At 37.9% G+C, this 25501-nt stretch carries 19 protein-coding genes; 3 read left to right on the forward strand and 16 right to left on the reverse strand.

Annotation, left to right across the window (positions count from 1 at the left end; translation table 11 throughout):
* Positions 1-188: 188 nt before the first annotated feature.
* Positions 189-2000, forward strand: coding sequence for a BatD family protein (locus EV201_RS03430; protein WP_130305999.1), 1812 nt, complete (start codon positions 189-191; stop codon positions 1998-2000).
* A gap of 2 nt (positions 2001-2002) precedes the next feature.
* Entirely contained in the window at positions 2003-2758 is a 756-nt protein-coding gene (locus EV201_RS03435; protein WP_130306000.1) for a tetratricopeptide repeat protein, read from the forward strand.
* Positions 2759-2840: 82 nt separating this feature from the next.
* Here the strand turns inward: EV201_RS03435 and buk are convergent, their stop codons facing one another.
* The 16 genes from buk to EV201_RS03515 all read right to left on the reverse strand — a co-directional run bounded on the left by buk (position 2841) and on the right by EV201_RS03515 (position 23324).
* Positions 2841-3965 (reverse strand): butyrate kinase, encoded by a 1125-nt coding sequence (gene buk / locus EV201_RS03440; RefSeq protein ID WP_207224368.1) that lies wholly within the window; start codon positions 3963-3965, stop codon positions 2841-2843.
* A 12-nt stretch (positions 3966-3977) separates the two neighbouring features.
* A complete protein-coding gene (locus EV201_RS03445) occupies positions 3978-5123 on the reverse strand; it encodes an acyl-CoA dehydrogenase family protein (RefSeq protein WP_130306001.1) in 1146 nt (381 codons plus the stop codon).
* A gap of 96 nt (positions 5124-5219) precedes the next feature.
* Positions 5220-7013, reverse strand: a complete 1794-nt coding sequence (locus tag EV201_RS03450; protein WP_130306002.1) for an acyclic terpene utilization AtuA family protein — start codon at positions 7011-7013, stop codon at positions 5220-5222.
* A 60-nt stretch (positions 7014-7073) separates the two neighbouring features.
* Positions 7074-9050, reverse strand: coding sequence for an acetyl/propionyl/methylcrotonyl-CoA carboxylase subunit alpha (locus tag EV201_RS03455; RefSeq protein WP_130306003.1), 1977 nt, complete (start codon positions 9048-9050; stop codon positions 7074-7076).
* Positions 9051-9059: 9 nt separating this feature from the next.
* Positions 9060-9848, reverse strand: a complete 789-nt coding sequence (locus EV201_RS03460; RefSeq protein WP_130306004.1) for an enoyl-CoA hydratase-related protein — start codon at positions 9846-9848, stop codon at positions 9060-9062.
* 31 nt (positions 9849-9879) lie between these two features.
* Positions 9880-11487, reverse strand: a complete 1608-nt coding sequence (locus tag EV201_RS03465) for a carboxyl transferase domain-containing protein (protein ID WP_130306005.1) — start codon at positions 11485-11487, stop codon at positions 9880-9882.
* A gap of 263 nt (positions 11488-11750) precedes the next feature.
* Entirely contained in the window at positions 11751-12578 is an 828-nt protein-coding gene (locus tag EV201_RS03470) for a mechanosensitive ion channel family protein (RefSeq protein WP_130306006.1), read from the reverse strand.
* Between the two features lie 58 nt (positions 12579-12636).
* Positions 12637-13434, reverse strand: coding sequence for a (Fe-S)-binding protein (locus tag EV201_RS03475; RefSeq protein WP_130306007.1), 798 nt, complete (start codon positions 13432-13434; stop codon positions 12637-12639).
* A gap of 37 nt (positions 13435-13471) precedes the next feature.
* Positions 13472-14731 (reverse strand): 4Fe-4S dicluster domain-containing protein, encoded by a 1260-nt coding sequence (locus tag EV201_RS03480; RefSeq protein ID WP_130306008.1) that lies wholly within the window; start codon positions 14729-14731, stop codon positions 13472-13474.
* A 61-nt stretch (positions 14732-14792) separates the two neighbouring features.
* A complete protein-coding gene (locus EV201_RS03485) occupies positions 14793-15758 on the reverse strand; it encodes an electron transfer flavoprotein subunit alpha/FixB family protein (protein WP_130306009.1) in 966 nt (321 codons plus the stop codon).
* Between the two features lie 49 nt (positions 15759-15807).
* Positions 15808-16557 (reverse strand): electron transfer flavoprotein subunit beta/FixA family protein, encoded by a 750-nt coding sequence (locus EV201_RS03490; protein ID WP_130306010.1) that lies wholly within the window; start codon positions 16555-16557, stop codon positions 15808-15810.
* 92 nt (positions 16558-16649) lie between these two features.
* Positions 16650-17789, reverse strand: coding sequence for an acyl-CoA dehydrogenase family protein (locus EV201_RS03495; protein ID WP_130306011.1), 1140 nt, complete (start codon positions 17787-17789; stop codon positions 16650-16652).
* 81 nt (positions 17790-17870) lie between these two features.
* On the reverse strand, positions 17871-19121 hold the full coding sequence (locus tag EV201_RS03500; RefSeq protein ID WP_130306012.1) for a thiolase C-terminal domain-containing protein: 1251 nt from the start codon (positions 19119-19121) through the stop codon (positions 17871-17873).
* Positions 19122-19465: 344 nt separating this feature from the next.
* Positions 19466-20974, reverse strand: coding sequence for an SLC13 family permease (locus EV201_RS03505; RefSeq protein WP_130306013.1), 1509 nt, complete (start codon positions 20972-20974; stop codon positions 19466-19468).
* A gap of 205 nt (positions 20975-21179) precedes the next feature.
* Positions 21180-22511 carry a 3-hydroxyacyl-CoA dehydrogenase family protein gene (locus EV201_RS03510; protein ID WP_130306014.1) on the reverse strand — a complete coding sequence of 444 codons (1332 nt, stop codon included), beginning with the start codon at positions 22509-22511 and terminating at the stop codon, positions 21180-21182.
* Positions 22512-22544: 33 nt separating this feature from the next.
* Complete coding sequence (locus EV201_RS03515; RefSeq protein ID WP_130306015.1) at positions 22545-23324, reverse strand: enoyl-CoA hydratase/isomerase family protein; 780 nt, start codon at positions 23322-23324, stop codon at positions 22545-22547.
* A 298-nt stretch (positions 23325-23622) separates the two neighbouring features.
* Between EV201_RS03515 and EV201_RS03520 the strand changes: the two genes are divergently transcribed.
* Positions 23623-25449 carry a peptidase U32 family protein gene (locus EV201_RS03520; protein WP_130306016.1) on the forward strand — a complete coding sequence of 609 codons (1827 nt, stop codon included), beginning with the start codon at positions 23623-23625 and terminating at the stop codon, positions 25447-25449.
* Positions 25450-25501: the final 52 nt, after the last annotated feature.

Here is a 25501-nt window from a genome sequence, read left to right on the forward strand (position 1 = left end):
ATTGTTAAATTAGATTTGAGATTTGTAGTTTAAAAGCCATTCTTAAATCATCAATAATAAGTTGATATTTGAACTCCCGATTGCATTCGGAACAGACTTATTAGGTGCTTAAGCCCTATTTTGCAAAATAATTCAGTAATTTTGATTTTGCATAAAATTTGAACCTTTAGAAAAATAAAACAAGATTGATGAAGAGACTATTTTTCTTATTACTTACATGTCTATTTATTAGTACTTCGGCCTTTGCTGATAAAACTAAATTTACTGCTACAGCTCCAAATGTTGTTGCCTTGGGAGAGCAATTTCGCCTATCCTACAGCCTGAATGAAAAAGGAACGAATCTGAAACTTCCCGCAATAAAAGGTTTTCAGATTTTAATGGGGCCTTCCACCTCAACGAGTATGAGTACGCAGTATATCAATGGCAAAATGACCTCAAGTTCATCCTATACATATACCTATGTATTGCTTGCTGAAACCGAAGGGAAATTCACTTTTGAACCAGCGGAAATTACAGTTGATGGTAAGCTTGTTAAATCCAATAGCCACACCATTGAAGTTGTACGGGAAAGCACTAAAAACAAACAACAAGGCACACATAGTAGTACATCCGCTCAGGCGCAACGTATCACTGAGGATAATTTATATATCAAGGTTAATGTTGATAGAAAGTCAGTTTTTATGGGAGAACCCGTAAAAGCAACTCTAAAAATCTACTCAAAAAACAAAAACCTTGTTAATATTGAACCTGTTAAACTCCCTACTTTTCAGGGATTCCTGACACAGGAAATTGAACGAGATTCACCCAGTACCCTTACCGGAGAAAATGTCAATGGTGAGATCATGTATACCTACGTTCGCAGTGAATACCTTTTATTCCCGCAACATGAGGGTGAAATTGTAATCGAACCCTGGGAAATGAATTGCATTGTGCAATTATCAGCACAAGCCCGTTCAAGAGGTTTCTTCGATGATTTTTTTAACAACTACAAAAATGTTCGTGTACCTCGCAAATCGAAACCTGTCACCATTAAGGTAAAACCAGTTCCTAATAATGCTCCTGCAAGTTTTGATGGTGCTGTTGGTCAGTTTAAGATAAGCACCAGTATCAATCAGGATTCCGTTAAAGTTGACGATGCCATTACCATGAAAGTAAAAATCTCAGGTAATGGAAATATGAAATTGATCAACCCTTTGAAATTTGACTTCCCTGCTGATTTTGAAGTTTACGATCCTAAAACGAATCAAAATATTGAGAGTACGGCTAAAGGAATGACGGGATCTACAACATTCGAATACTTAATTATTCCGCGTCATGCAGGTGATTTCACCATTCCAACCAACGAGTTTACATATTTTGATCCAAGAGCTAGAAGATATAAAACCAAACTAACACCTGAATTCAAGATTCATGTTGCTAAGGGTGAAGGTGGCGTCTCAAACACAACCATTAGTTCATTCACTAAAGAGGATGTTAAATTTATTGGTAAGGATATTCGTTTTATCAAAACCAATAATTTTGAACCCATCTACAAGGGAGAGATCTTTTTTGGAACCCTCAATTTCTATTTAGCTTATATCCTCCCTCTTTTTATATTCATTCTTGCTTTTGTTTTCAATCGTAAACGGATTAAAGAGAATGCTGATGTGGCTAAAATGAAAAACAAGCGGGCCAATCGTGTTGCCATGAAACGTTTAAAAGCAGCATCACAAAGACTTCATGCAAAAGAAAAGGAGGCTTTCTACGATGAAATACTGAAAGCCCTTTGGGATTATATTTCTGATAAATTTAACTTACCACTATCCGATTTAAGCAAGGACAACATCAATGGTATTCTAGTTGACAGAAGCGTGGATCAGGAAATCATCAGCGATTTCATGACAATTTTGGATACCTGTGAATTTGCTCGTTATGCGCCATCAAGTGGCTCATCCGAAATGGACAGTCTTTATCAGAAAACAATGGAAACAATTACCAAACTTGAAAAAAACATCAAGTAATTATGCAAAAATTCATTTATACTCTAATAGCCTTAGCTTTATCCGTTCAGGTTTTTGCCCAAATTCAGGCAAATCCAATTCAAGAAGCGAATGATCTTTATCAAAAAGGCGAATACGAGAATGCCATAAAATCATACGAATCTGTATTGGAAACTCGTATTGAAGCTCCGGAAATCTATTTCAATCTAGCTAATGCCTATTACAAAACGGGCCAAATAGCTCCTGCTATTCTGAATTATGAAAGAGCATTGCTTTTATCACCTGAGGATGAAGATATCAAGTACAATTTAGAATTGGCACAAAAAAATGTAACTGACAAATTAGAGGTTCTTCCTGAATTCTTTGTGAGTTCATGGGTTTCCGGCTTATGGAACAGTTTATCAGCCAATGCCTGGTCTTGGTTATCAATTGGCTTCTTTTTCTTCTTCTTGGCTTTAATGAGCTTGTATTTATATAGCAAGATAAGTCGAATTAAGAAATTGGGCTTCTTTCTATCAATCTTGTGTTTACTTTCAAGTTTGGTCTTTTACAATTTCGCCTCAAAGATGAATAAACAGCTGACTTCGAGAGAATATGCTATTGTTTTTAGTCCCAGTGTAACAGTAAAAGGTTCTCCTGATGAAAGTGGCACACAACTCTTCCTCTTACACGAAGGAACCAAGGTTAAGGTTATAGAAGAACTAGGAGACTGGCGAAACATCAAATTGAGCGATGGAAATCAGGGCTGGTTAAAAAAGGAAGATATTGAGATCATTTAGGGTCAGAACTCTAAGACAGAAAAAAATAAGGACAACAAAAATGTTGTCCTTATTTTTTTTATCCTTGCTTTCAAGCAAATATCTAATCATAATCTTTGATATCTGTTTCACCACGAAGAATCATCTGACCGTAATAGGATAAAGCACCAAGAACCTCTGCTCCTGGCATAACGTAAACAGGTGCAATAATCTCAACTCGATTGCGGATTTCGCTTACAAAGGTATCATCCTTGGCAAGCCCTCCGGTTATAATTATACCATCAAGCTTTTCACCATCAAAACAAACATGTAAGGATGAAATATACTTGGAAACCTGATAAGCCATAGCAGATAATACCTCTGCGGCTTTCTCATCACCCGCATCACGCAATTGGCAAACATCAAAGGCACTATGCGTTTTAAAGTATGAATAAAGCCCACCATCACCCGTTTGTTTTTTCAGCATCTCATCCATCGTAAATTTACCTGAATAACACATCCGGATCACATCGCCCATAGGTAAGGAACCTGAGCGAATTGGTGAAAAAGGCCCATCACCATCGTATGCCTGATTGGTGTCAATCACACGACCCTTTTTATGTGCTCCAATACTAATTCCACCTCCCAAATGAACGACAATCAAATTCATCTTTTCATACTCCGAATACTTAATCTTCGCGTACTTTCGAGCTGAAATTTTTTGGTTGAGTGCATGAAAAATTGAACGCCGTTTAAACTCAGGGCGGCCTGTGAAACGAGCAATATCCTGAAGTTCATCAACCACAACCGGGTCGGCAATATAAGCATGAGCACCATCAATAGCCTTGGCAATTCCATTGGCTAACAAACCACCCAGATTGACAACATCATCGCCAAATTCTGACGAACTAAGATCCTTTATCATCTTGGAATTTACACGATAAACACCCGATTCTACGGGCTTTAACAAACCTCCTCTACCAATAATCACTTTAATGTTTTTGACTTCAACATCATTCTCTTTCAACTCTTTAAGAATCACAGATGTGCGGAAATCAACCTGATCTTCAAATGAAGGATACATTTCTGTTTCTAAATCGTGATGATTAATTTTCTTAAGAAATAATGTCGAATTTCCCTGATAAACGGCCACTCTCGTGAAATACATTCGTGGATTAAGTGCTAAAACCAGATCTCTCATATTATTCGTGTTTAGTGTTCGTAACTTGCTTAAGACTTTCTTTTTCATCCCTTTTGGATTTTAACATCCAATATATCGTGATATGACTAAGCGTTGAATTTCTGAAGTTCCCTCTCCAATTTGTAACAGGCGCTGATCCCGATAAAAACGTTCAATAGGATATTCTTTCATCAAACCATATCCACCATGAATTTGAACCCCTTCGTCTGCCACTTCCTTAGCGATTTCAGAACAATATAGTTTCGACATGGCAGCTTCCTTTTCAAAAGGATAATTGTTATCCTTCAACCAGCAAGCCTTATAAAGTAAATTTCTGGCAAGCTCAATTTTAGTTGCCATATCTGCCAACTTAAAGCTATTGATTTGAAATTTTGATATCGGTTTACCAAATTGCTTTCGTTCTTTTGCATATTCCAAGGTCATTTCAAATGCCCCCTGAGCCAAGCCCAAACCCATAGCCGCAATGGATAGTCGTCCTGAATCCAGAGTTTGTAACATGATTTTAGACCCCATACCACGTTCACCAAGAATGTTCTTCTTAGGAACGAAACAGCCATCAAAAAACATCTGTGAGGTATCAGAAGCACGCCACATTAGTTTTCCATGCATCGCCTGACTCTTCCAGCCCGGGGTATCCTTCTCTACCAACAAACAAGTGAATTCTTTTTCATCCCCATTAATAGCAGAAACAGCCTGAACCGTCACTCCCATCGTTTGTGGATTTGATCCGTTTGTAATAAAAATTTTTGAACCATTAATCTCCCAAAATCTCCCCAAATCCTTAACAAAGGTCTTTGTTCCTCTCGAATCCGATCCTGCCTCAGCTTCGGTTAAACCAAAAGCCCAGAGTTCTTTACCCGAACAAAGTCCCGGTAAATATTTTAATTTTTGCTCTTCCGTTCCAAAATTATAAATGGGCCCAATGCCCAATGAATTATGGGCAGCAAGAGTTGCCGCATGTGAACCATCCACACGAGCCACTTCTTCCACGGCAATAATGTAGGATAGGTAATCGCTTCCATGTCCACCATATTTCTCCGGCAAATACATTCCAAAGAGACCCATCTCTCCCATTTTCTCTGTTATTTCAGGAGAAAATTCTTCTTTTTCATCCAGTTCGGCAGCGAAGGGTTTTATCTCTCTTTCAGCAAAATCCCGAACCGCCTTTCTTATAATATGATGTTCTTCTTTCAAAAAAGGATCCATATACTTATATTTTCATATTGATTATAAGTTAACAATAATTTGAGTATTAAACTTCAATCAATTCATTTTTTTAATTAATAATTTGAATACAATTCTCTAAATATCTTTCAGATAAGTTTTTGGGATAGGAAAAGATTGATTTAAAAGTGCAGAGGCCATTGTCTTGCCCTGAGCATCTATCATCAAGGATTTTGTTCCCCCTCCATCCAAAGATTCTTCCAGTAAAAAATTCAATGCCAACAGATTATCCAATTCATAACGTTTAACTCTCCCTTTACAAATACCTTTAAACATGCTTTTGATGATCTCAGGCGTCAATTTTGATTTCAAATAATGATAAATCTCCTCAGACCGAGCTAAAACACCAATATTAAAGGTATCTCCCTTGTCTCCGGAACGAGCCATACAGACCTCTCGTAATGGCACATCAATCATTTCCGAATCTGAATAATGATCTCCCTGAGAAGAATCAACTTGTGTGCTTTGTGGGATAAAATCTGCCTCATTTCCCAATACAGAATCAATATCATACGTTTCCTGAATATCTCCCTGAGAATCTAAAACATGCACTGTAGATTGAATCAATGTTTTGGGAATCAAAGTTGGCCAATAAGTAATAACCTGCTGATTTCTGGCTCTGCCTCCCGTTACTGCAACACCAGGAGGTCCACTTAAAATCAGCGGCGCAATACTGGTTGAAAATCGTTTAATCTTATCAAGATCATCATCGTAAACCGAGAAACGAAGGAGAATTTCATTGGGATCGATATCTTCAACCAAATTTTGATGACACGCATTATAACCAATATATTCCGTATTGGTTTTCTTATAATCTGTGTTCAAACGTTGCCAGAATATCTTTTCAAATTCACGAGCCTTATTCAGAACTCGACCTCCCGAAATTACAATAGAACTAACCGCCTTATAACCATCCTCATAAGCCATTGACACCTTTAAAAAGTGAGTTGAAGGATGCCCTTTCGCATTTTTAACCAAAACACGGTTCGGTGCCAACTCTTTTAGTTCCAGTTGACTAAAATCGGCAACCACATCCGGACTGATATAATGCTTGGGATCACCCATTTCATAAACCAATTGCTCACGAATGGTATCCCGACTAATTAAACCGCCTGTATTGGGATGCTTGTAAACTTCGAAACTGCCATCACGACTCATCTCTACGATGGGATAACCCATATTATCCCAAAGGCTTACCTTTTGCCAATCGGTGAAATTTCCCCCACTGGCCTGAGCACCACATTCAATAATATGGCCTGCAACCAAACCCGCAGCTAGTTTATCCCAATCATCCAGTTCCCAGCCGAGTTCATAAATCATGGGAGCCATGGTTATGGATGTATCCGTGACTCTACCGGCAAGAATCAAATCAGCACCACTATCGAGAGCTTTTAATAAAGGAGGAACCCCCAAATAGACATTGGCAGACTGAATATTTTCTTTGATTCCTTCAAAATCATCACCCGTTTCCATGTCAGTAAAACTGGCCTTTTCAGGATAAAACTCATCAATCCGATCGATAATGTTATCACCAATGACAACAGCAATTTTCAAATCGACACCCTTATGTTTTAATTCAGAAAGAATTTTGCGTGCACAAGCCAGAGGGTTAATCCCTCCCGCATTGGTAAGCATCCGCACTTTCTTTTCTTTCATCAATTCAGCCACATCAACAATCTGATCAACAAAATCGCCCACATAACCCATGGCTTCATTTTTCAATTGCTGTTTTCGAAGAATACTCATGGTTACTTCAGCTAAGAAGTCTGAAGAAATATAATCGACTTCTCCCCCTTCTAACTGACGTCTTAATACGCCAAGATCATCTCCCCAAAAACCACCGGCATTTGCAATACGAATTTTGTTTTTCATGATTCTATCATTTTATTAACATCGAAATATTATCCCGATTGTATCCGTTCATAATTTATCCTACACCTCAATCAACTTAATTAGTTCCATTTGACTTGTTACCTGCTCGCCTTCTCTAATCACAATTTCAGAAACCATCCCATTAAAAGGGGCCAATATACTGTTCTCCATTTTCATAGATTCCAAAATAAGCAGCACCTCGGACTTCTGAATTTTATCCCCGGCCTTTACATTAATTTTAACAACTTTGCCCGGAAGTGGGGCCAGAATACGATCACCTGCATGCCCATCACTTGCAAAATTTTCATTAAAAAGTTCATTCCCGGAATCAGACCAGCGTCTCAAAGACATTAAAATACCTTTACATGAGACATGAGCTTGATTGCATTCATTTTTTGAAATGTAAAACGTAAAAATTTTGCCATTATAAATCAGATTCACGCAATTTTCTTTCAAATTCAACTTTTCAAACGTATATAACACACCGTCAATCTCGTAAGTCAGATCATCCTTGAATGTGACATCAATCAACCTGTCTTCATGACTAATTTTGAAAGCTTTACGAGCATTTCGCCAAAAACCGATTTCTTCCCAAATATTCTGAGGTTTTCCAAGCCTTAAATCGTAATGAGAGAAAGCTGCGTAGAACAAAGACAGATCGATAGATTTTTGATCTTCCTTCATTCTCTGCTTAAGTTGCTGCTCGTTTTGCTTACAAAAATGGGTTGAAATTTGGTTCTTGATGTATTCTTCTGTTCCGATCAGATTCTTAAGAAAATGAATGTTGTTTTTAATGCCATGAATGTGATAGTCAGACAAAGCTTCTTTCAGACCATTAATGGCCAACACTCTTGTTTCATCCCAAACAATCAATTTTGATATCATGGGGTCAAAATCGGGATGAATTGTACCCGCTTTTGAGAGTGACGAATCAATACGTAGCTTCGTATTGCTCACACTAGGCTCCTTATAAAATTCAATATCGCCGGGTGCCGGAATAAAATCCAGATCAGGATCTTCGGCATAAATTCTAGCTTCAATAGCATGCCCACTTAAAACGATATCTTCCTGCTTCAATTGAAGCTTTTTACCGGAAGCAATTGCCAATTGCTGCTCAACCAAATCGACACCTGTAATCATTTCTGTAACGGGATGTTCAACCTGAATTCGGGTATTCATCTCAAGAAAATAGAAGTTTTGATTTTCATCCATCAAAAACTCAATTGTTCCTGCATTGGAATAGCCTAAAGCTTTGGTCAAACGAACAGCCGCTTGTCCCATTCGTTCTCTAAGTTCAGAATCCACGCTAGACGATGGCGCTTCTTCAATAATCTTTTGAAAACGTCTTTGTATGGAGCATTCTCTCTCAAATAAATGAATGGCATGTCCATATTTATCGGCTAGTACCTGAACTTCAATATGTCTTGGATTCTCAATATACCGCTCCAATAAAACCTCCCCATCACCGAAGTATTTCTCAGCCTCACGCGAGGTGGCAGTAATTGCAGATTCCAGATCGGATTCAGATCGCACAATTCGCATGCCTTTACCTCCACCACCTGCTGCAGCTTTCACTAATACGGGAAATTGCAAGTTTTTTGAATTCTTCAATAAACTCTCCTTATCGCCAATAATCCCTTCTAAAACAGGTAGATTCTGTAATACAGCAAATTCACGTGCATTAACCTTATTACCCATCAGCTCAATAGACTCCGCATCAGGTCCAACAAAGTCGATATTTGCCTCAAGGCAAGCTTTGGCAAAAGCAGGATTTTCAGCAAGAAACCCATAGCCCGGATGAATAGCATCAGCCTTATTTTCTATAGCAATCTTAATAATCTGTTGCTTATCCAAATAGGTTGATAAAAGATCATTTCCTTTGAGAGGGTAAGCCTCATCAGCAAATTGAACATGATCAGCCTCTTTATCCTTATCTGAATAAATAACCAAAGTTGAAATGCCCAATTTTCGGGCCGTTCGAATGATTCGAACCGCAATTTCACCTCTATTTGCTATTAGTAGTCGTTTATAATACATGTGTATCAATTATTTCACCCAATTTGGTTTTCTTTTCTCCAGGAAAGAATTCATTCCCTCCTGGCCTTCATCTGATTTTCTTAAATCTGCTATCATCTTGGCGGTATAAGTCATCGCTTCTTCATGAGTCAGACGATTACTCATATCGTAGAGCAACTTTTTACATTGCGAAACAGCAATAGGCCCACTCGAACCCAAATTGGTAATCAATTCGTCGAGCTTTGCTTTTCTCTTTTTTTCTCCCAAGGCCCAATTCACCAAACCGTATCTCATTGCTTCTTTTCCTGAAAAACGGATTCCTGTCAGCATAAGTTCTTTCGATTTGTATTCGCCCACACGTTTCATCACATAGGGTGAAATACAAGCCGGAACGATACCAATTTTCACTTCGCTCAGTGAGAAAACAGCATTCTTATCGGCTAGAACAAAATCACAGGCTGCCAACAAACCATTAGCACCTCCAATGGCTGCACCATGTACCAAAGCTATAGTTGGAAACTTACATGAGTAGATGGTATTGAAACATTGAGACAGCTTAAAACTCTCCTGAAAATTCTCCTCGTGAGTGTAATTCACGACTGATTTCATCCACTTCAGGTCAGCTCCTGCGCAAAATGAAGGACCTCTACCTTCGAGAATTAACAGTCGGATGTCTTTGTAATCCATTTTTTCAACCTTCGCAAAGCAATCAATCAATTCAGAAATCATTTCTTCATTAAAGGCATTATGTATTTCAGGTCGATTTAAATAAATATAACCAATCTGATTTTCTATCTTAAATTCAATTGTTTTATACATGATGTTCGTTTTATATTTTCACATCTAAAATTTACATACGGAAAACACCAAATTTTGGTTCACCATATTCCTTATTAAGTGAGGCTGCAATTCCCAAGGCCAATACCTGACGGGTTTCGGTCGGATCAATAATTCCATCATCCCACATGCGTGACGTGCTGTAATAAGGCGATCCCTCTTCCTCAAACTTATTTAAAATGGTCTCCCGGAGTGTATTCTTTTCAACTTCATCAAACTTCTGACCTCTTGACTTTAATTGTTGTTCTTTAACCTGAACCAAAACACCTGCTGCCTGTTCGCCCCCCATTACAGATATTCGGGCATTGGGCCACATCATCAGCAAACGAGGCTCATAAGCACGACCAGCCATCGCATAATTGCCTGCACCAAACGAGCCTCCTACAATAATCGTAAACTTGGGTACCTGCGCATTGGCTACTGCATGCACCATTTTGGCTCCATCACGAGCAATGCCTTGATGTTCATATTCTTTCCCAACCATGAAACCTGTAATATTTTGAAGGAATACCAAAGGAATCTTACGTTGGCAACACAACTCGATAAAATGGGCCGCTTTTAAGGATGTTTCTGAAAATATAATCCCATTATTGGCAATAATTCCCACAGGATACCCCATAATTTTTGCAAAACCGGTAACGATGGTCGGGGCATAATTTTCTTTAAATTCGTTAAAGGAACTCCCATCCACGATTCGCATAATCAATTCACGAGCATCAACCGGCTTTTTAAGATCCAGAGGTGCTAATCCATAAAGTTCTTCAGGATCGTAGGCAGGTTCAATAACTTCAGATCGATCAATGCTTTGTTTTTTTGGAATAGGAATCGATTCGAAAATATTTCGGCAAATCTGAATGGCATGCCTGTCATCTTCGGCAAGGTAATCGGCCACCCCGGATTTCGATGTGTGCACCTCAGCACCACCTAATTCCTCAGCCGTTACTTCTTCTCCTGTAGCCGCTTTCACCAATGGTGGTCCTCCGATAAAAATGGTTCCCTGTCCTCTGACAATAATGGTTTCATCACTCATGGCGGGTACATATGCGCCCCCTGCTGTACACGAGCCCATTACCATTGCAATCTGTGGAATTCCTTTTGCTGACATCTGAGCCTGATTGAAAAAGAATCGACCAAAGTCAAGCTTGTCAGGAAAGACATTTGCCTGTTCCGGTAGAAAAGCCCCACCAGAATCAACCATGTATATACAAGCTAAATGATTTTCCATGGCAATTTCCTGCGCACGGATGTGTTTTTTTATTGTAGACTCATTATAAGTCCCCCCTTTTACGGTTGCATCATTGGCAATGATGACACATTCACGCCCCTGAACCACGCCAATTCCGGTTATAATTCCTGCCGAAGGAAATTGATTGTTGTATTGATCGTAAGCAGCAAGAGGTGACAGCTCTAGAAATGGGGTGTTTTTATCAAGAAGAAGCTCTATTCGATCACGAGCAAGCAATTTGCCTCTGGATAAATGCTTTTCCCTTAACTTGGAATCAACGCCCTCTAATATCGACTTCAATTTATGACGGTAATCTGCAATAAGAGCTTGATAGGACTTCTTATTATCAAGAAATTCTTCCGATTGTGTATCTATTTTTGATTTTAAGCGGTACAATGTTTTTCATTTTTTGTGAGACATCTGAACATACGCGACGTTCATTATATTCATCAAGTCATTATATTCAGGAAATAACCCTTGAATATAAATCAAATTTAAACAAAATACTAACAGGTCTGTTTTTCTTAATTAAAAATATCAGACTCAAAGAACAACTTATTATCAAACCTGACTTCGAATCCCAAACAGGCAAAATTTCAATCAAATAATTCTACTTCATTTCGAATTATGCTATTACTCTCATTAACAGACTAACATCCCTACTTTGAAATGTGCACATCTCTTTGAGGAAATGGAATTGTAACATTATTATTTCTGAAAGCCTCATCAATAGCGAATCTCAATTCACTTTTAATATTTTCAACCAAGAAACTTTCCTTCACCCAAAAATACAACTGGAAGTCAAGTGAAGACTCCCCAAAATTGTTGAAACGAACAAAGGGCTCTGGCTTATTCGCAATCTTTTTATTTTCCTGTGCACAGTTTTTTAATAATTCACTCACCAACTTAACATTTGAACCATAAGCCACACCGACTTCAACAAAAAAACGGGTCTTAAAATCGATATGACTCCAATTGATAATTTTATCGTTTACAAACTTTGAATTAGGCACAATCATCACAATGTCATCACGGGTTTTAATTTTCGATGTTCTCAAACCAATTTTAATAACCCTTCCTACTGTTTCGTCATCCAACTGAATCACATCATTAATCTGGAGATTACGCTCTATTATCAAGACTAAACCTGAAGCGATATCATTAAAAAGTTGTTGAATTCCTAGACCAACTCCAACCAAAAGTGCCGCAATACTGGCAAGAAGAACTGAAATTTGAACACCTACGGTATCAAGTAGAACTATAACTACAATTACCCAAGTGAGATATTTTATAAACAAAAAGACTGACCAATAAATACCTTGATCACTCTCTCGCTTAGCAATAAACCGTTTAAATACCCGTTTCAAAATTCGTAACGCAATTATCGTTACCAAAACTACGGCTATCACAATCAGAACGCCATAAACGCTAAGCGTAAAATTCTTAGATGTAATCAAACTATAATTCAAAAAATCACTTATTCCCATTTAGATACATTTCAAAAAATGACACAGCTTCTATTTTAATTAAAATCTCTATGAACGATTAAAGATCTAAAGCTTGAGCAACAATTTCAGCCAAATCCAGATTTTCAACTTCGTCCTCTTTATTCTTAAACTTAATCCCATCGGTCAGCATAGTCATACAAAAGGGACATGCCGTTGCCAACTTATCAACCTTTTGTTCCAGAACATCCTCTATACGCTCTATATTGACTTCTTTGTCGCCCTTCTCGGCATCCTTGAACATTTGCGCACCTCCGGCGCCACAACACAGTGCCGAACTTTTACAGCGTTTCATTTCTTTAACCTCACCGTAAACTGCCTTTACAATATTTCGGGGTGCATCGTATATCTTGTTTCCCCTTCCCAGATAACACGGATCGTGATAGGTGATACTTTGGTTTAAAAAAGGATTTGAATCCAATTTTAAATTGCCTAGTTGAATCTGCTCATCCAAAAACTCTGTGTAATTAATCAATTCATAATTACCTCCCAAATCCGGATACTCGTTCTTAAGCGTATTATAACAATGCGGGCAGGTGCAAACAATTTTTTTTATACCATAGCCATTTAAGATTTCAATATTTTGCATGGCTTGCATCTGAAAAAGCATTTCATTTCCCGCGCGTTTAGCCGCATCACCTGTACAACTTTCCTCAGTCCCCAGTACGGCGTAATTAATCTTTAGATGATTTAAAATTTTAGCAAACGAGCGTGCAACCTTCTGATAACGCAGATCATAAGCACCTGCACAACCAACCCAATATAAATAGTCTACCTGCTTTCCTTCAGCAGCCAAATCAGCCATTACAGGAATATCAATTTTTGTGTCTGTTGTCATATAATATAAATAAGATAGTTCTTTTTTTAAGTTTCTTTTATTCAGCCCATTTCATCCTATCCTCAGGAGAATATTGCCAGGGAGCACCATTGTTTTCGATATTCGCAAACATGGCATTCAAGCCTGATGGTGCTGAGGCTTCCTCCATCACCAAATACCTGCGCATATCCATAATCAGATTTGGATGACTAATTTCAATAGGGCATTCCTGTGCACAGGCATTACAAGTGGTACAAGCCCAAATTTCTTCTTCACTGATATAATCTCTGATCAAACTCTTCGTATCCTCTTTCCCCTTGATTAAGAGGCTGCCTTTCTCATTCATTCTGTGACGTAAATCCACAAATATCTTACGAGGTGATAAGCGTTTACCTGTAATGTTAGCCGGACAAACATCAGTACAACGTCCACATTGCGTACAGGCCAATGAATCCATATAATTACGCCAGGTCACATCTTCAATATCTTTCACTCCAAAACGGGAAACGTCTTCGGTTTCGTCATAACTCGCTTCAGGATTAAGCATCAGTTGCACCTCTTTCGTAACCGATTCAAGGTTTGGATATTTGGTTAAAGGATCGAGATTAGATAAGAAAACATTCGGTATGGATAAAAAAACATGAAAATGCTTTGAATAGGGCAAATAGTTTGCAAAAACAAAAATCAGTAAAAGATGAATCCACCATCCCGATTCCTGAATCCCACCAAAATCAAGGCCAGTCCATTGTATAATCTGAGATGAAACGGGGTAAACACCTAAAACATGGTCAGAATGATTACTCAGATAACCCAGATTAAAAGCCAATAAGGATAACATCAAAAAACCAATAAAATAAAGTGAGAGTTGAGCATCCAGGTTTGCTTTCGGACCGATTTCAACGCCTTTAAATCGGCTAATATTCATATATTTCCTTCGGATGATAAACAACACAATAAAAATGAGAATGATAAAGGCAAATACATCTCCCGATGCCATCAAAACATCATAAAACCGATCTAAAAATGCAAATGACCGATCCGATCCTGTCAAACCATCAAAAACCATTTCGATACTACCAATTGTTATCACAAGAAATCCCCAAAAAACCAGTGCATGCATTAAACCAATAACAGGCTTTCTGAAGATTTTACGCTGACCGAATGCCACATTAAGCGTACGAGTCAAGCGTGCTGAGATATTTTTAATTGGATAAGCCGGTTTGGTTAGTTTAAAAAAAGCTCTTAAACGAAAAACAGACCAGGTAAAAACACCTAATGTACAAAGAAGAACAACTGTGAATAACGTTTGTTTTATCATGATGTCATTATTATAATTACGCAGAAAATAAAGAGTCAGGTTCAAACTGACTCAATTAATATCACTCTCCATTAAGAACAATCTCAGTTAATTTCGGAAGAATAGTCATGGCATCACCAATAACGCCATAATCAGCCACTGAGAATATAGGCGCCTCAGGATCGGTATTGATAGCGACAATGCATTTCGAGCGACTCACACCGGCCACATGCTGAATGGCACCGGAAATACCAACTGCAAAATACAGGTTTGGTGCAATAACCTTCCCTGTTTGTCCAACATGCTCTTCGTGACTTCGCCAACCATCATCAGATACGGGGCGAGAACAAGCAACTGCTGCACCTAGAGCTGCAGCAAAATCTTCTACGGGTTTCCAATTATCCGGCGATTTCATTCCACGACCTGCCGAAACAACAATATCTGCATCAGTTAAAATGATTTTATTATCTGAACTTTCAACCGACTTCACCTTTATCTTAAACAGATCGTCCTTTAATTCAGGTGTGAAATATTCAATCGCAGCTGTTGATGGATTCTCTTTTAAACCAAAGGAATTTTTAGAAAGAGTCAATATTTTCTTTTCTGAGTCTATTTGGACATAAGCGAAAGCTTTTCCGGAAAAGACCTGTTTTTTCACTACAAAAGGTTCTAATGATTTGGGGACATCGAGCACTGCTGCCGCCAATCCGGCCTGAAGCTTAACCGACAATCTGGGCGAGATGGCTTTTCCCGAATTGTTATCACTCAAAAGAACATGCGTGGCAGATTCTTTAAGAACGAACTGAGAAATAATTTCTGCATAAATTCGACTGCTAAGCGTATTTAAACGGGAATCATTAACCGAAATAATCCGGTCAGGTCCGTAAAGAGCCAATTTTTCCAATTCGGATTCATCGACTTCTCCAATTGAAAGAACCAGAGTTTGTGTATTTAGACGAGAGGCTAAATCTTTAGCATAGGAAACCAGTTCGTATGTTGATTTTTTGAATTTACCCTCCCAGTTTTTTGCAAATGCGATTACTGACATAGCGTATATTTTAAGAGATTATCTTTTATAAAAATGGATATCTAAAGGCTTACAGAACTTTAGCTTCTGACTTAAGCAAATCAATCAAGTCGTCCAATTGCTCGGCGTCTATCATTTTACATGATGCTTTAGGCTGAGGCAGTTCAAACTCCACGATTCGACTCAATGCCGTTAGCTCAACAGCTGGCACGACCTCCAAAGGTTTTTTTCTTGCCATCATAATACCACGCATTGCCGGAATTCGGGGTTCTTTTGCAATTCCTTTCTGAACAATCCCGACAAAGGGTGGATCCAATTGCAGAATCTGCTTCCCACCAGGAATCGCTCTATGAATGATCAATTCACTGTTATCGAAGCCCAATTGAGTCATTGATGAAATGGCAGGCCAATCCAAGAATTCACTAAGCATCCCTCCTACCGATGAACTGTTATAATCACTGGATTCTATCCCACTCAAAACAATGTCATAAGGCGTCTTTTTTATATAGTCAGCAATCTGACCCGCAACAAAATGAGCATCAAGAGGACTTGCATCGATTCGAATGGCTTTGTCAGCCCCAATAGCAAGTGCTTTTCTCAAAGTCGCATCGCACATGGCTTCGCCAACATTTATAACACAGACTTCTTCAATCGGTGTTGAAGCATCCTCTTTCAACTCAATGGCTCGTGTTAGAGCCAGCTCGTCCCAGGGATTAATGATCCACTGAATTCCAGCATCATCAATCTGCTTATTTCCTTCCTTAAATTTAATTTTGGTTGTAGTATCGGGAACATTACTGATACAAACTAATATTTTCATACCGTATTTATTTTGTGGTTAGTATTGATTCAGAGTCATTAACGTGAATAAAGGATTATAGTACTCATAAATCCTTAATTAAGATAATCAATCTAAGCTAATAATCCCCTAGAAATAATAATTTTTTGTATCTCTGACGTTCCTTCGTAAATCTGCGTCAACTTGGCTTCGCGCATCAATCGTTCAACATGATACTCTTTTACGTAGCCATTCCCACCATGAATTTGTACCGCTTCTGTAGTCACCTTCATGGCTGTTTCTGCCGCATAAAGTTTGGCCATCGCGCTAGCCTGTCCATAAGGTTTCCCCTGATCTTTAAGCCATGCTGCCTTTAAACAAAAATATCGAGCTGCCTCAATTTCAACCGCCATATCTGCTAACTTAAAAGCAATAGCTTGATGCTTGATAATCTCTTTCCCAAATGTTTTTCTTTCCTGTGCATACTGCAATGCCAATTCGTAGGCTCCTGACGCAATTCCCAAGGCCTGAGAAGCAATACCAATACGCCCACCTTCAAGCGATTTCATAGCTATTTTAAAGCCCTGTCCATCTTCTCCCAATCGATTTTCTTTAGGAATCTTTACATTATTAAACATGACAGAATGTGTGTCAGACGCTCGCATTCCCATCTTATTTTCATGAGGTCCAACACTAATTCCTTCTAGTTTTGAATCAATCAGAAAAGCATTAATCCCATGATGTTTCTTTTCCGGATGCGTGTGAGCTATCAAAAGATATGTGGAAGCTGTTCCTCCTGATGTAATCCAATTTTTTATTCCATTAACCAAATAATGATCTCCCATATCAACAGCTGTGGTTCGCTGGGAGGTAGCATCTGATCCTGCCTCAGGTTCTGATAAAAGGAAAGCACCAATCTTATCCCCTCGTGCCATTGGCTTTAAAAATTCTTCCTTTTGAGCCTCAGTGCCATATTTTTGAACACCCCAGCAGACTAAAGAATTGTTAACAGACATGATCACAGAAACAGAGGAATCAACTTTTGAGATTTCTTCCATAGCTAAAACGTACGAAATGGTATCCATTCCACCTCCATCATACTGGGGGTCGACCAACATTCCCAGAAAACCAAGTTCTGCCAATCGTTTCACTTGTTCTTTAGGATATATGGCATCTTCATCGCGCTCAATAACGCCTGGCAACAATTCACGTTGTGCAAAATCACGTGCTGCATCGCGAATCATCAACTGTTCTTCGGTGAATTCAAAATTCATAGTGTGGTTAATTTAAGGGTTAATAGTTTATTGTATTTGTGGTTATTTTACTTTTAAAAGATTCTAACAATTAATCGATTATCAATTCTTCGTTTTTTTATAAACAATAGAAACAAGAGTTTTATCGTCTCCTCCCATATTAATACTCAAAGCATATGGCCGACTCTCATCTATATTTATTTGTGCAGGTCCAGCTTTTCCAGTTAATTGCTCCCAGATGGTAACCGCCTGATGCACTCCTGTGGCTCCTGTCGGATGTCCCCATCCAATCAATCCACCAGTAGTATTTATAGGCATCTCTCCATCCCTTTTCGACTTGCCATCGATAACAAAATCGACACCTTTACCTGGCTCGGCAAGACCAATAGCTTCAATAGCCATTATTCCTGCAATGGAGAAACAATCGTGGAGTTCAATGGTGCCAATTTGATTCAAACGAACTCCTGCCATATCCAAAGCCTTAGCAACGGCTTGTTTAGTGGTTTCCAACGAGGTTGGATTTTCGGGATTCATCGTTATATCAGAGGTCATTTGAGCAAAACCAACAACCTCAACAGCATCTTCAGCCTTGTAACCCAGATTTTTTAATCCTTCTTCGGATACAACTGCAATTGCAGAAGCCCCATCTGAAACCTTTGAACAATCGAGAACTGTTAAATGGTCAACAAATTTTTTAGGATTCAATGGCATACTAAGCGCCATATCGTATAAATTCGATTTTTTATTTTCGGATTCCTGTGCGGTATGACAAAGTCTTGCGTTTTCTATAGCATTCGCATACCATTGCGACATGGCCATACGTGTGCGCTCTTTCCCATATTTTTGATAATAAGCGCCAGCCCTATCGCTAAAAACACCTGGAAAAAAATAGGCATGTCCATCTTTCCGGGATTGATTCCAACCAGCACCAGCTAAAATATCAGCACCATAAACCGCTTTTTTGGTATTCTGAACTTCAACACCTAAGGCAAGAACAACATCAGCCGTTTCAGCCAATACTGATTTTATGGCTGCTATTAATGCTAATCCGCCGGAAGCACATGCGCCTTCTACACTTATCGCAGGTTTAAATTTTAAGCCTGCATCAATTAATGGAAAAAAGGCGGGTAAATTGGCTTGATTGTTGAAACGGGCGGCCATAAAATTTCCAATAACCCCTTCATCCACTTGATCTGCACCCCCAATTTTTTCCAAAACGGCCTGTCCCGCTTCTTTAATATAACTCTCTAAAGGACGACTCCCTTTTTTAGGATTAAAGTCTGATCGACCCGTTCCCATTGAAACTGTATTGTAACCAGCAAGCATGTAGATTTTTCGGCGTGGAGATTTCATAGAGATTAGCATTTAATATTAGAATATTATTCGATCGAAACTGCAGCCTAAACCAAAGAAAACTTCAAGAACTAATGTGAAATCTGATATCAATTTGACAAGGCTTATTGTCCCAAATTATAAGTCGAAATATTTTTTCAGTGACTTAATTTAATAATAATTCACTTAAAATCAGAATCATCACGAATCTTATTTATAATAAATAAATATAACCAATCTACATAACTAGTAAAATCAGCATAAAGAGTGCAAATTGTTAATAAAAAAAAATCTCCTTTCATCTCTGTATAGAGACAAAAGGAGAATTGAAGAAATAGAACTCATTCAAGTCCTTTATAGTATTTTTAAACTAAAAATAGATTTGCTAAAAAGAGGCCAGTCAGAGATATTATACTTACTGCAATAGGATCTAACATAAAACCAACTCGAACCATATTACTAATTTTTAATTCTCCACTCGCAAAAATAACAGCATTAGGAGGTGTTCCCATCGGTAAAGAAAAAACACAGCTCATTGCCAATATCATTGGAGCAGCAAAGGCAACGGGGTTCATTCCGTAAGAAATCCCTATACTTGCAATAATAGGCAAGAAAATAGTTGCTAAAGCTGTATTACTCATAAGTTCAGTCATAACAACTAATATGAGCATTAATATTAAAGAAATAACTGTTACTGAGACACCTTGTATACTTGTAATATAATTTGCAAAAAAACTTAAAATTCCAGTATCCCCCAAAGCTGATGCGATACTTAAGCCTCCTCCAAATAAAATTAAAACACCCCAAGGTAATTTAGATGTGTCTTTCCATTCAAGAAGACGTTCCCCTGTGCCTTTAGAAGTAGGAATAAGAAAAAAGAGAACGCTTATAAACATGGCAATTGAAGTATCCCCAAGGTCTATATTAAAAAGACTATTGATTCCACTACGAGTAATCCACATAAAAGCGGCCAAAATAAAAAGAGCAAATGTTGATTTTTCTTCTCTGCCCATTTTTCCCATTTCTTCTAATTCTCGATCGACCATAGTAGTAAAGCTCTCAATTCGTCCCATTCTATTAGGGTAAACAACTTTTGTAATAAGAATATACATTATAAAAATAAGTGTAATTACAATAGGTAATGCAAATAGCATCCACTCTAAAAATCCAACTTCAACATTATAAGTTGTACGAATATATCCTGCTAGAATTGCATTGGGAGGTGTTCCAATTAACGTTCCCATACCTCCAATATTAGCTCCATAAGCCATTCCTAACAACATGGATATTTTAAGGTTTCGAATATTCTTTGGGTTCTCGTTGCTGTTTTTTGAAATCATAGCTACTACAGAAAGTATAATTGGCAACATCATAACAGCAGTAGCTGTATTGGATATCCACATACTTAAAAAAGCACTCGCAATAACAAAACCTAAAACAATAGAGTCTGCTCTAGATCCCATTAATTTAAGAATATACAAAGCTATCCGTCTATGAAGCGTCCATTTTTCAAGAGCCAATGCGATAATAAAACCACCTAGAAAAAGAAAAATAACCGATGAACTATATGGGATTGCAACCGATTTCATATCGAATATCGAGAAGGTTGGTAGTATAATCAAAGGTAGCAATGACGTTACTGGTAAAGGCACAAATTCTGTTATCCACCACACCAGCATCCAAATAACAAGAGCTACGACTTGATGTGTACGAGCATCCATGAATTCAAAAGGACTATAAATCATTGATAAACCAAACAAGATAGGTCCAAGAAGGTTAAAGACAACCTTTATTATATAACCAATTGATATCTCACGAGATCGGTTGTGATGAATCTTATCATCAGGTTTCCATCCTTTAGAAACTTCAGTCATATATTAAGTTTTAATTAGTGAAATTCAACTATAGATTAGTAAAATAATACTGCAGTATAGTTAAGATTATTGAATCTTCATAAGAAATCAACAATTTTATATAACAACAAGGACCATAGGCTATCAGAGAGAATAAGCCCTTATAAAACATAACAAAAAAAGCTCAACCGAAGTTGAGCTTTTTGTATTATGAATTAATAATTGTCTATTCGAAAAATGTGTTGACAGGACCATAGGCATGATAGAAACCCGTTTCCATAACCTTATTCACAGCATTTGTATCTGCTGCTACACCACCATCAACTAAAAGTTGACCAATTGCCTTTGATTGTTTCCCGTAAGAAACAGCCAATTGTGCCGCAGGGCTATTTAAAGTCTTCAACTCATTAAAGAAAGCTGTAAGGATATCTCCTCTTTCTTTTTCACGAATCACAGTTTTCCAGTTTAATTCCTGAGAAGGCTTAGGCTCAAAATAATCCGCATTAGCAGTCTTCACATCAGCAATTGCCTTATATGCTTTTGCTTCGATATCGTAAACAGCTACGATTCTTCCTTTTTCATACTGAAAGAAACCATCTTTTTGCGAACCATCAGAAAACTGACCGCCTGTTACACCAAGATCCATATATTGATTCAATATCTCATGAGATAATTTTTCCTGAGGGAAAGCAGCCTGCATACTCTTAAGAATAAAACACATCACATCAATCCCAACATAGTCCATCAACTGAAAAATTCCCATCGGACGAAGCAACAAATCACGACTGACAGTATCTACACGATAAATCGCATCAGCTAGAGGTGTTTCGTTGCCCATGCCTTTAGCTTGATCTAAAGCAAACAAAGCATCACGCATGAAGTGTCCGTTACCAATAAATCCAGCCACATCACGAGAGTAAACTATTATCTTTCTCATCGACTTAGCTAAAGCCTCTGAAAATTCAATGATATCCGGGTTGATGTTTTCAACAGGAATAATTTCAAGTAACTTTTGAATCACAGGTGGGTTATAAAAATGGAATCCAATAATATCACCATTCAGACCAGCTTCTTTATCGATTTCTCCCAAAGGAATTGATGATGTGTTGCTCAAGAACCAAGTATCGGGATTGTTTTGCTTGATTTGTGAAAACAATTTCACCTTCAAGCCCTTGTCTTCCTTAATAGCCTCGAATACCAATTGAGAATCGTAAGCTGTTTCAATACGAGTACTGGTTTTAATCATCGCCATTACATCATTTGCATAGGCATTAATCACATCCTCGTTTTCTACCAATTCGGTCGCATCTTTATACCATTCTCTAAGTTCAACGATGTTTTTCTCACCCGACTTTATTAATTGAGATTTAAGGTATTTCAACAAGCCCTCAAGTGCCTCAGGCGAAACATCAATAGCATTGATAACAAAACTTTCTTCGCGTTTGGCACCCAATTTCAATTTTCCAACTTCGAATGCCAAAAGAGCCATGATACCACTACCCATTTTACCAGCAGCACCAAGAAGACTTATGTTTGTGTATTTATTAATATATTTCATCTTAAAATTATGATTTTGAATTTTAAATAATAATTATTTCCAGTTTGGTTTTCTTTTTTCAATAAAGGCATTAACCCCCTCGATACGTTCAGTTTGGTCTGCCTGAAACAATTTTCCAAATTCTTTCGATTCAAGCGCTTCGGCTTCAGTACGAGTCATTTCTTTCCCTTCTCGAAGAATTCTCTTTAATACCTGAAGTGAGTTCGGACTATTCTTTGTTATTTTCTTAGCCAAATCCACTGCCACTATCATGACCTGATCAGCATCAGTCAATTTCTGCACCAAGCCCAAATCAAATGCCTCTGTTGCCTTTATACCACCAGCAAGCATCATTAAATACATGGCATGTCCCAAACCAATTTGTTTAAGAGCTTCAACAGTTCCGTTAAATCCCGGGATTAATCCAAGAGAAGCTTCCGGCAAACCAAGACGCGTTTCTTTATTTGCAATACGAATATCGCAAGCCAATGCCAACTCGAGCCCGCCACCAAGAGCAAACCCATTAATGGCAGCAATAACCGGAATGGGTAACTGAGCAATATGACGAAACACAGATTTGCCCTTTTCTGCAAAATCATAACCTTCCTGTTCGGTCATATCCTGAAAAGCTTTGATATCTGCACCAGCAACGAAAGCTTTTCCCGCACCTGTAATAATTAGGGCTCTAATATTAATCGACTCTTTTAGAGAATCAAGAAAAGCCTGCAACTCATCAAAAACTTCATCGTTGAGTGCATTTAAAGCATTCGGACGGTTCAAAGTCAGAATACCGATCTCTTCCCTTTCTTCATAAATCAGATAAGAAAAATTCATAAGATTGTTTATTGTGTAAGTTTTATTTGAAATCAATTTGTTGATTTATAATCAGAACGCATAAAAAAACAGAAACCATTTAAATTGCATTTCCGGTTTTCGAAATCCTTTGCGTAAGAGATCATAAATTTAGAAAAAAATGTCAGGAAATAAATTATATATTGATGAGATAATCAGGCTTGAACCTATTTGATGGAAGTGATACCATATAAAGCATTCGTTTTAGGCTAACTATGACTCCTCTTATTCGACGAAAAAATCAGCTTAAAAGCTTATCTTCGCAATCAAAATAAAGAATATGCGTAAAATTGAACTTTTAGCACCTGCTAAGAATCTGGAAACAGGGATTGCCGCCATTAACTATGGCGCAGATGCTGTATATATAGGCGCTCCGAAATTTGGAGCTCGTGCCGCTGTTGGGAATACTTTGGAAGATATTGGAGAATTAATTAAATACGCACACCAATATTGGGCAAAGGTGTTCATCACAATGAATACCATTTTGTATGACAATGAGCTTAAGGAGGCTGAAGCACTTATTCATCAGCTCTATAAATTGGGAGCCGATGCCCTTATTGTACAGGATATGGGAATTTTGGAGATGGATCTGCCTCCCATTGAATTGCATGCCAGTACACAGACGCATAACTTTGATTTGGAGCGTATTCAATTTCTTGAAAAAGCGGGGTTCAAACGTATTATTCTTGCCCGTGAACTTTCGTTAGAACAAATAAAAGAAATTCGAGCCAACACAAGTGTCGATTTGGAATACTTTGTGAACGGAGCATTATGTGTTTGCTTAAGTGGGCAATGCTATTTTTCTCATGCCATAACAGGACGTTCGGCAAATCGTGGCGAATGCAGTCAGGCTTGTCGAATGAAATACAATCTTGAAGATGCGGATGGCAATATCTTAGCTAAAGATCAACACCTCCTTTCGTTAAAAGATTTAAACCTTTCAAACGAAATAACAGATATTGTAAATGCCGGAATTTGTTCTCTTAAAATTGAAGGTCGATTAAAAGACATTTCTTATATCAAGAATATTACGAGCCATTACAGCGAAAAGCTGGATGCAGCCATTCATCACAACAAGGAACTTGAACGAGCATCATCCGGACATACTAAGGTCAACTTTAAGCCAGATCCTGAACGAACATTCAATCGTGGCTTTACTTCATATTTTTTTAAAGGTCGCATACCTGAAATTGCAAACTTCTTCTCTCCAAAATCACTTGGAAAAGAAGTCGGTAAAATCATAGCCGTTCGAAAAGATCATTTTCTTGTTAAGAGTAAATATCCCCTGCATAATGGAGATGGCTTGTGTTTTTTTAATAAAAATAAACTGCTTAAAGGTATTCAGGTTAATGGTGTTAAGGGCGATAAAATTTATCCTAACGACATGAGTATGATTTGTGATGGCGTCACGCTTTATCGCAATAACGATCATGAGTTTGCTAAAGAACTTAAACAAGATAAAAGTACACGTAAAATCGCCATTGATATTCTTTTAGAGCAGGTGGAAAATCAAATCTCCCTACAAATAACCGATGAGAATGGTGTTAGTGCCTCGAACTGTTTATCAGAAAGTTTCGAATTAGCCAAAAATGAAGAAATGGCCCAGGCCAATATCACGAAACAACTCTCAAAACTAGGGGATTCCATATATGATTTGAATACCATCCGTTTAAATTTGCAGAATACGCCCTTCATTCAAGCTAAAATATTGAATGAACTCAGACGTAAAACTCTGGATGACTTAACATCAAATCGAATTGAACTGGCACAGAAAGAAGAAACCAGGCCTCTCATCACTCACCCAAAATATTATGCCGATAAAATTACCTATATGGGAAATGTGAGTAATTGTAAAGCCGAGGATTTCTATAAAAAATGTGGTGTTGAAAATATCGAGAAAGCTTTTGAACTACAGAAGAATTTCGACGGAAAGACCATAATGATAACCAAACATTGCCTGCGTTATGAATTTGGCAAGTGTCCAAAAAAAATGAAGTCTATTGGAGATAAACCAGGACCGCTTTATTTAGTTGATAACAATAGAAAATACAGCCTGGAATTTAACTGCCAACGTTGTGAAATGAAAGTTGTTTTAATGCCAAAATAAACCTAAATCAAAAAAAAAGCAGATGTTCAAATAGAATTTGAACATCTGCTTT

It is taken from the genome of Ancylomarina subtilis (assembly GCF_004217115.1).
GTDB classification, from domain to species: Bacteria; Bacteroidota; Bacteroidia; order Bacteroidales; family Marinifilaceae; genus Ancylomarina; species Ancylomarina subtilis.

Bases quoted from the DNA above. Each gene is read 5' to 3' on its own strand.
- EV201_RS03430 (WP_130305999.1), top strand. From the start codon at position 189: ATGAAGAGACTATTTTTCTTATTACTTACATGTCTATTTATTAGTACT.
- EV201_RS03435 (WP_130306000.1), top strand. From the start codon at position 2,003: ATGCAAAAATTCATTTATACTCTAATAGCCTTAGCTTTATCCGTTCAG.
- buk (WP_207224368.1), bottom strand. From the start codon at position 3,965: ATGAAAAAGAAAGTCTTAAGCAAGTTACGAACACTAAACACGAATAAT.
- EV201_RS03445 (WP_130306001.1), bottom strand. From the start codon at position 5,123: ATGGATCCTTTTTTGAAAGAAGAACATCATATTATAAGAAAGGCGGTT.
- EV201_RS03450 (WP_130306002.1), bottom strand. From the start codon at position 7,013: ATGAAAAACAAAATTCGTATTGCAAATGCCGGTGGTTTTTGGGGAGAT.
- EV201_RS03455 (WP_130306003.1), bottom strand. From the start codon at position 9,050: ATGTATTATAAACGACTACTAATAGCAAATAGAGGTGAAATTGCGGTT.
- EV201_RS03460 (WP_130306004.1), bottom strand. From the start codon at position 9,848: ATGTATAAAACAATTGAATTTAAGATAGAAAATCAGATTGGTTATATT.
- EV201_RS03470 (WP_130306006.1), bottom strand. From the start codon at position 12,578: ATGGGAATAAGTGATTTTTTGAATTATAGTTTGATTACATCTAAGAAT.
- EV201_RS03475 (WP_130306007.1), bottom strand. From the start codon at position 13,434: ATGACAACAGACACAAAAATTGATATTCCTGTAATGGCTGATTTGGCT.
- EV201_RS03480 (WP_130306008.1), bottom strand. From the start codon at position 14,731: ATGATAAAACAAACGTTATTCACAGTTGTTCTTCTTTGTACATTAGGT.
- EV201_RS03485 (WP_130306009.1), bottom strand. From the start codon at position 15,758: ATGTCAGTAATCGCATTTGCAAAAAACTGGGAGGGTAAATTCAAAAAA.
- EV201_RS03490 (WP_130306010.1), bottom strand. From the start codon at position 16,557: ATGAAAATATTAGTTTGTATCAGTAATGTTCCCGATACTACAACCAAA.
- EV201_RS03495 (WP_130306011.1), bottom strand. From the start codon at position 17,789: ATGAATTTTGAATTCACCGAAGAACAGTTGATGATTCGCGATGCAGCA.
- EV201_RS03500 (WP_130306012.1), bottom strand. From the start codon at position 19,121: ATGAAATCTCCACGCCGAAAAATCTACATGCTTGCTGGTTACAATACA.
- EV201_RS03505 (WP_130306013.1), bottom strand. From the start codon at position 20,974: ATGACTGAAGTTTCTAAAGGATGGAAACCTGATGATAAGATTCATCAC.
- EV201_RS03510 (WP_130306014.1), bottom strand. From the start codon at position 22,511: ATGAAATATATTAATAAATACACAAACATAAGTCTTCTTGGTGCTGCT.
- EV201_RS03515 (WP_130306015.1), bottom strand. From the start codon at position 23,324: ATGAATTTTTCTTATCTGATTTATGAAGAAAGGGAAGAGATCGGTATT.
- EV201_RS03520 (WP_130306016.1), top strand. From the start codon at position 23,623: ATGCGTAAAATTGAACTTTTAGCACCTGCTAAGAATCTGGAAACAGGG.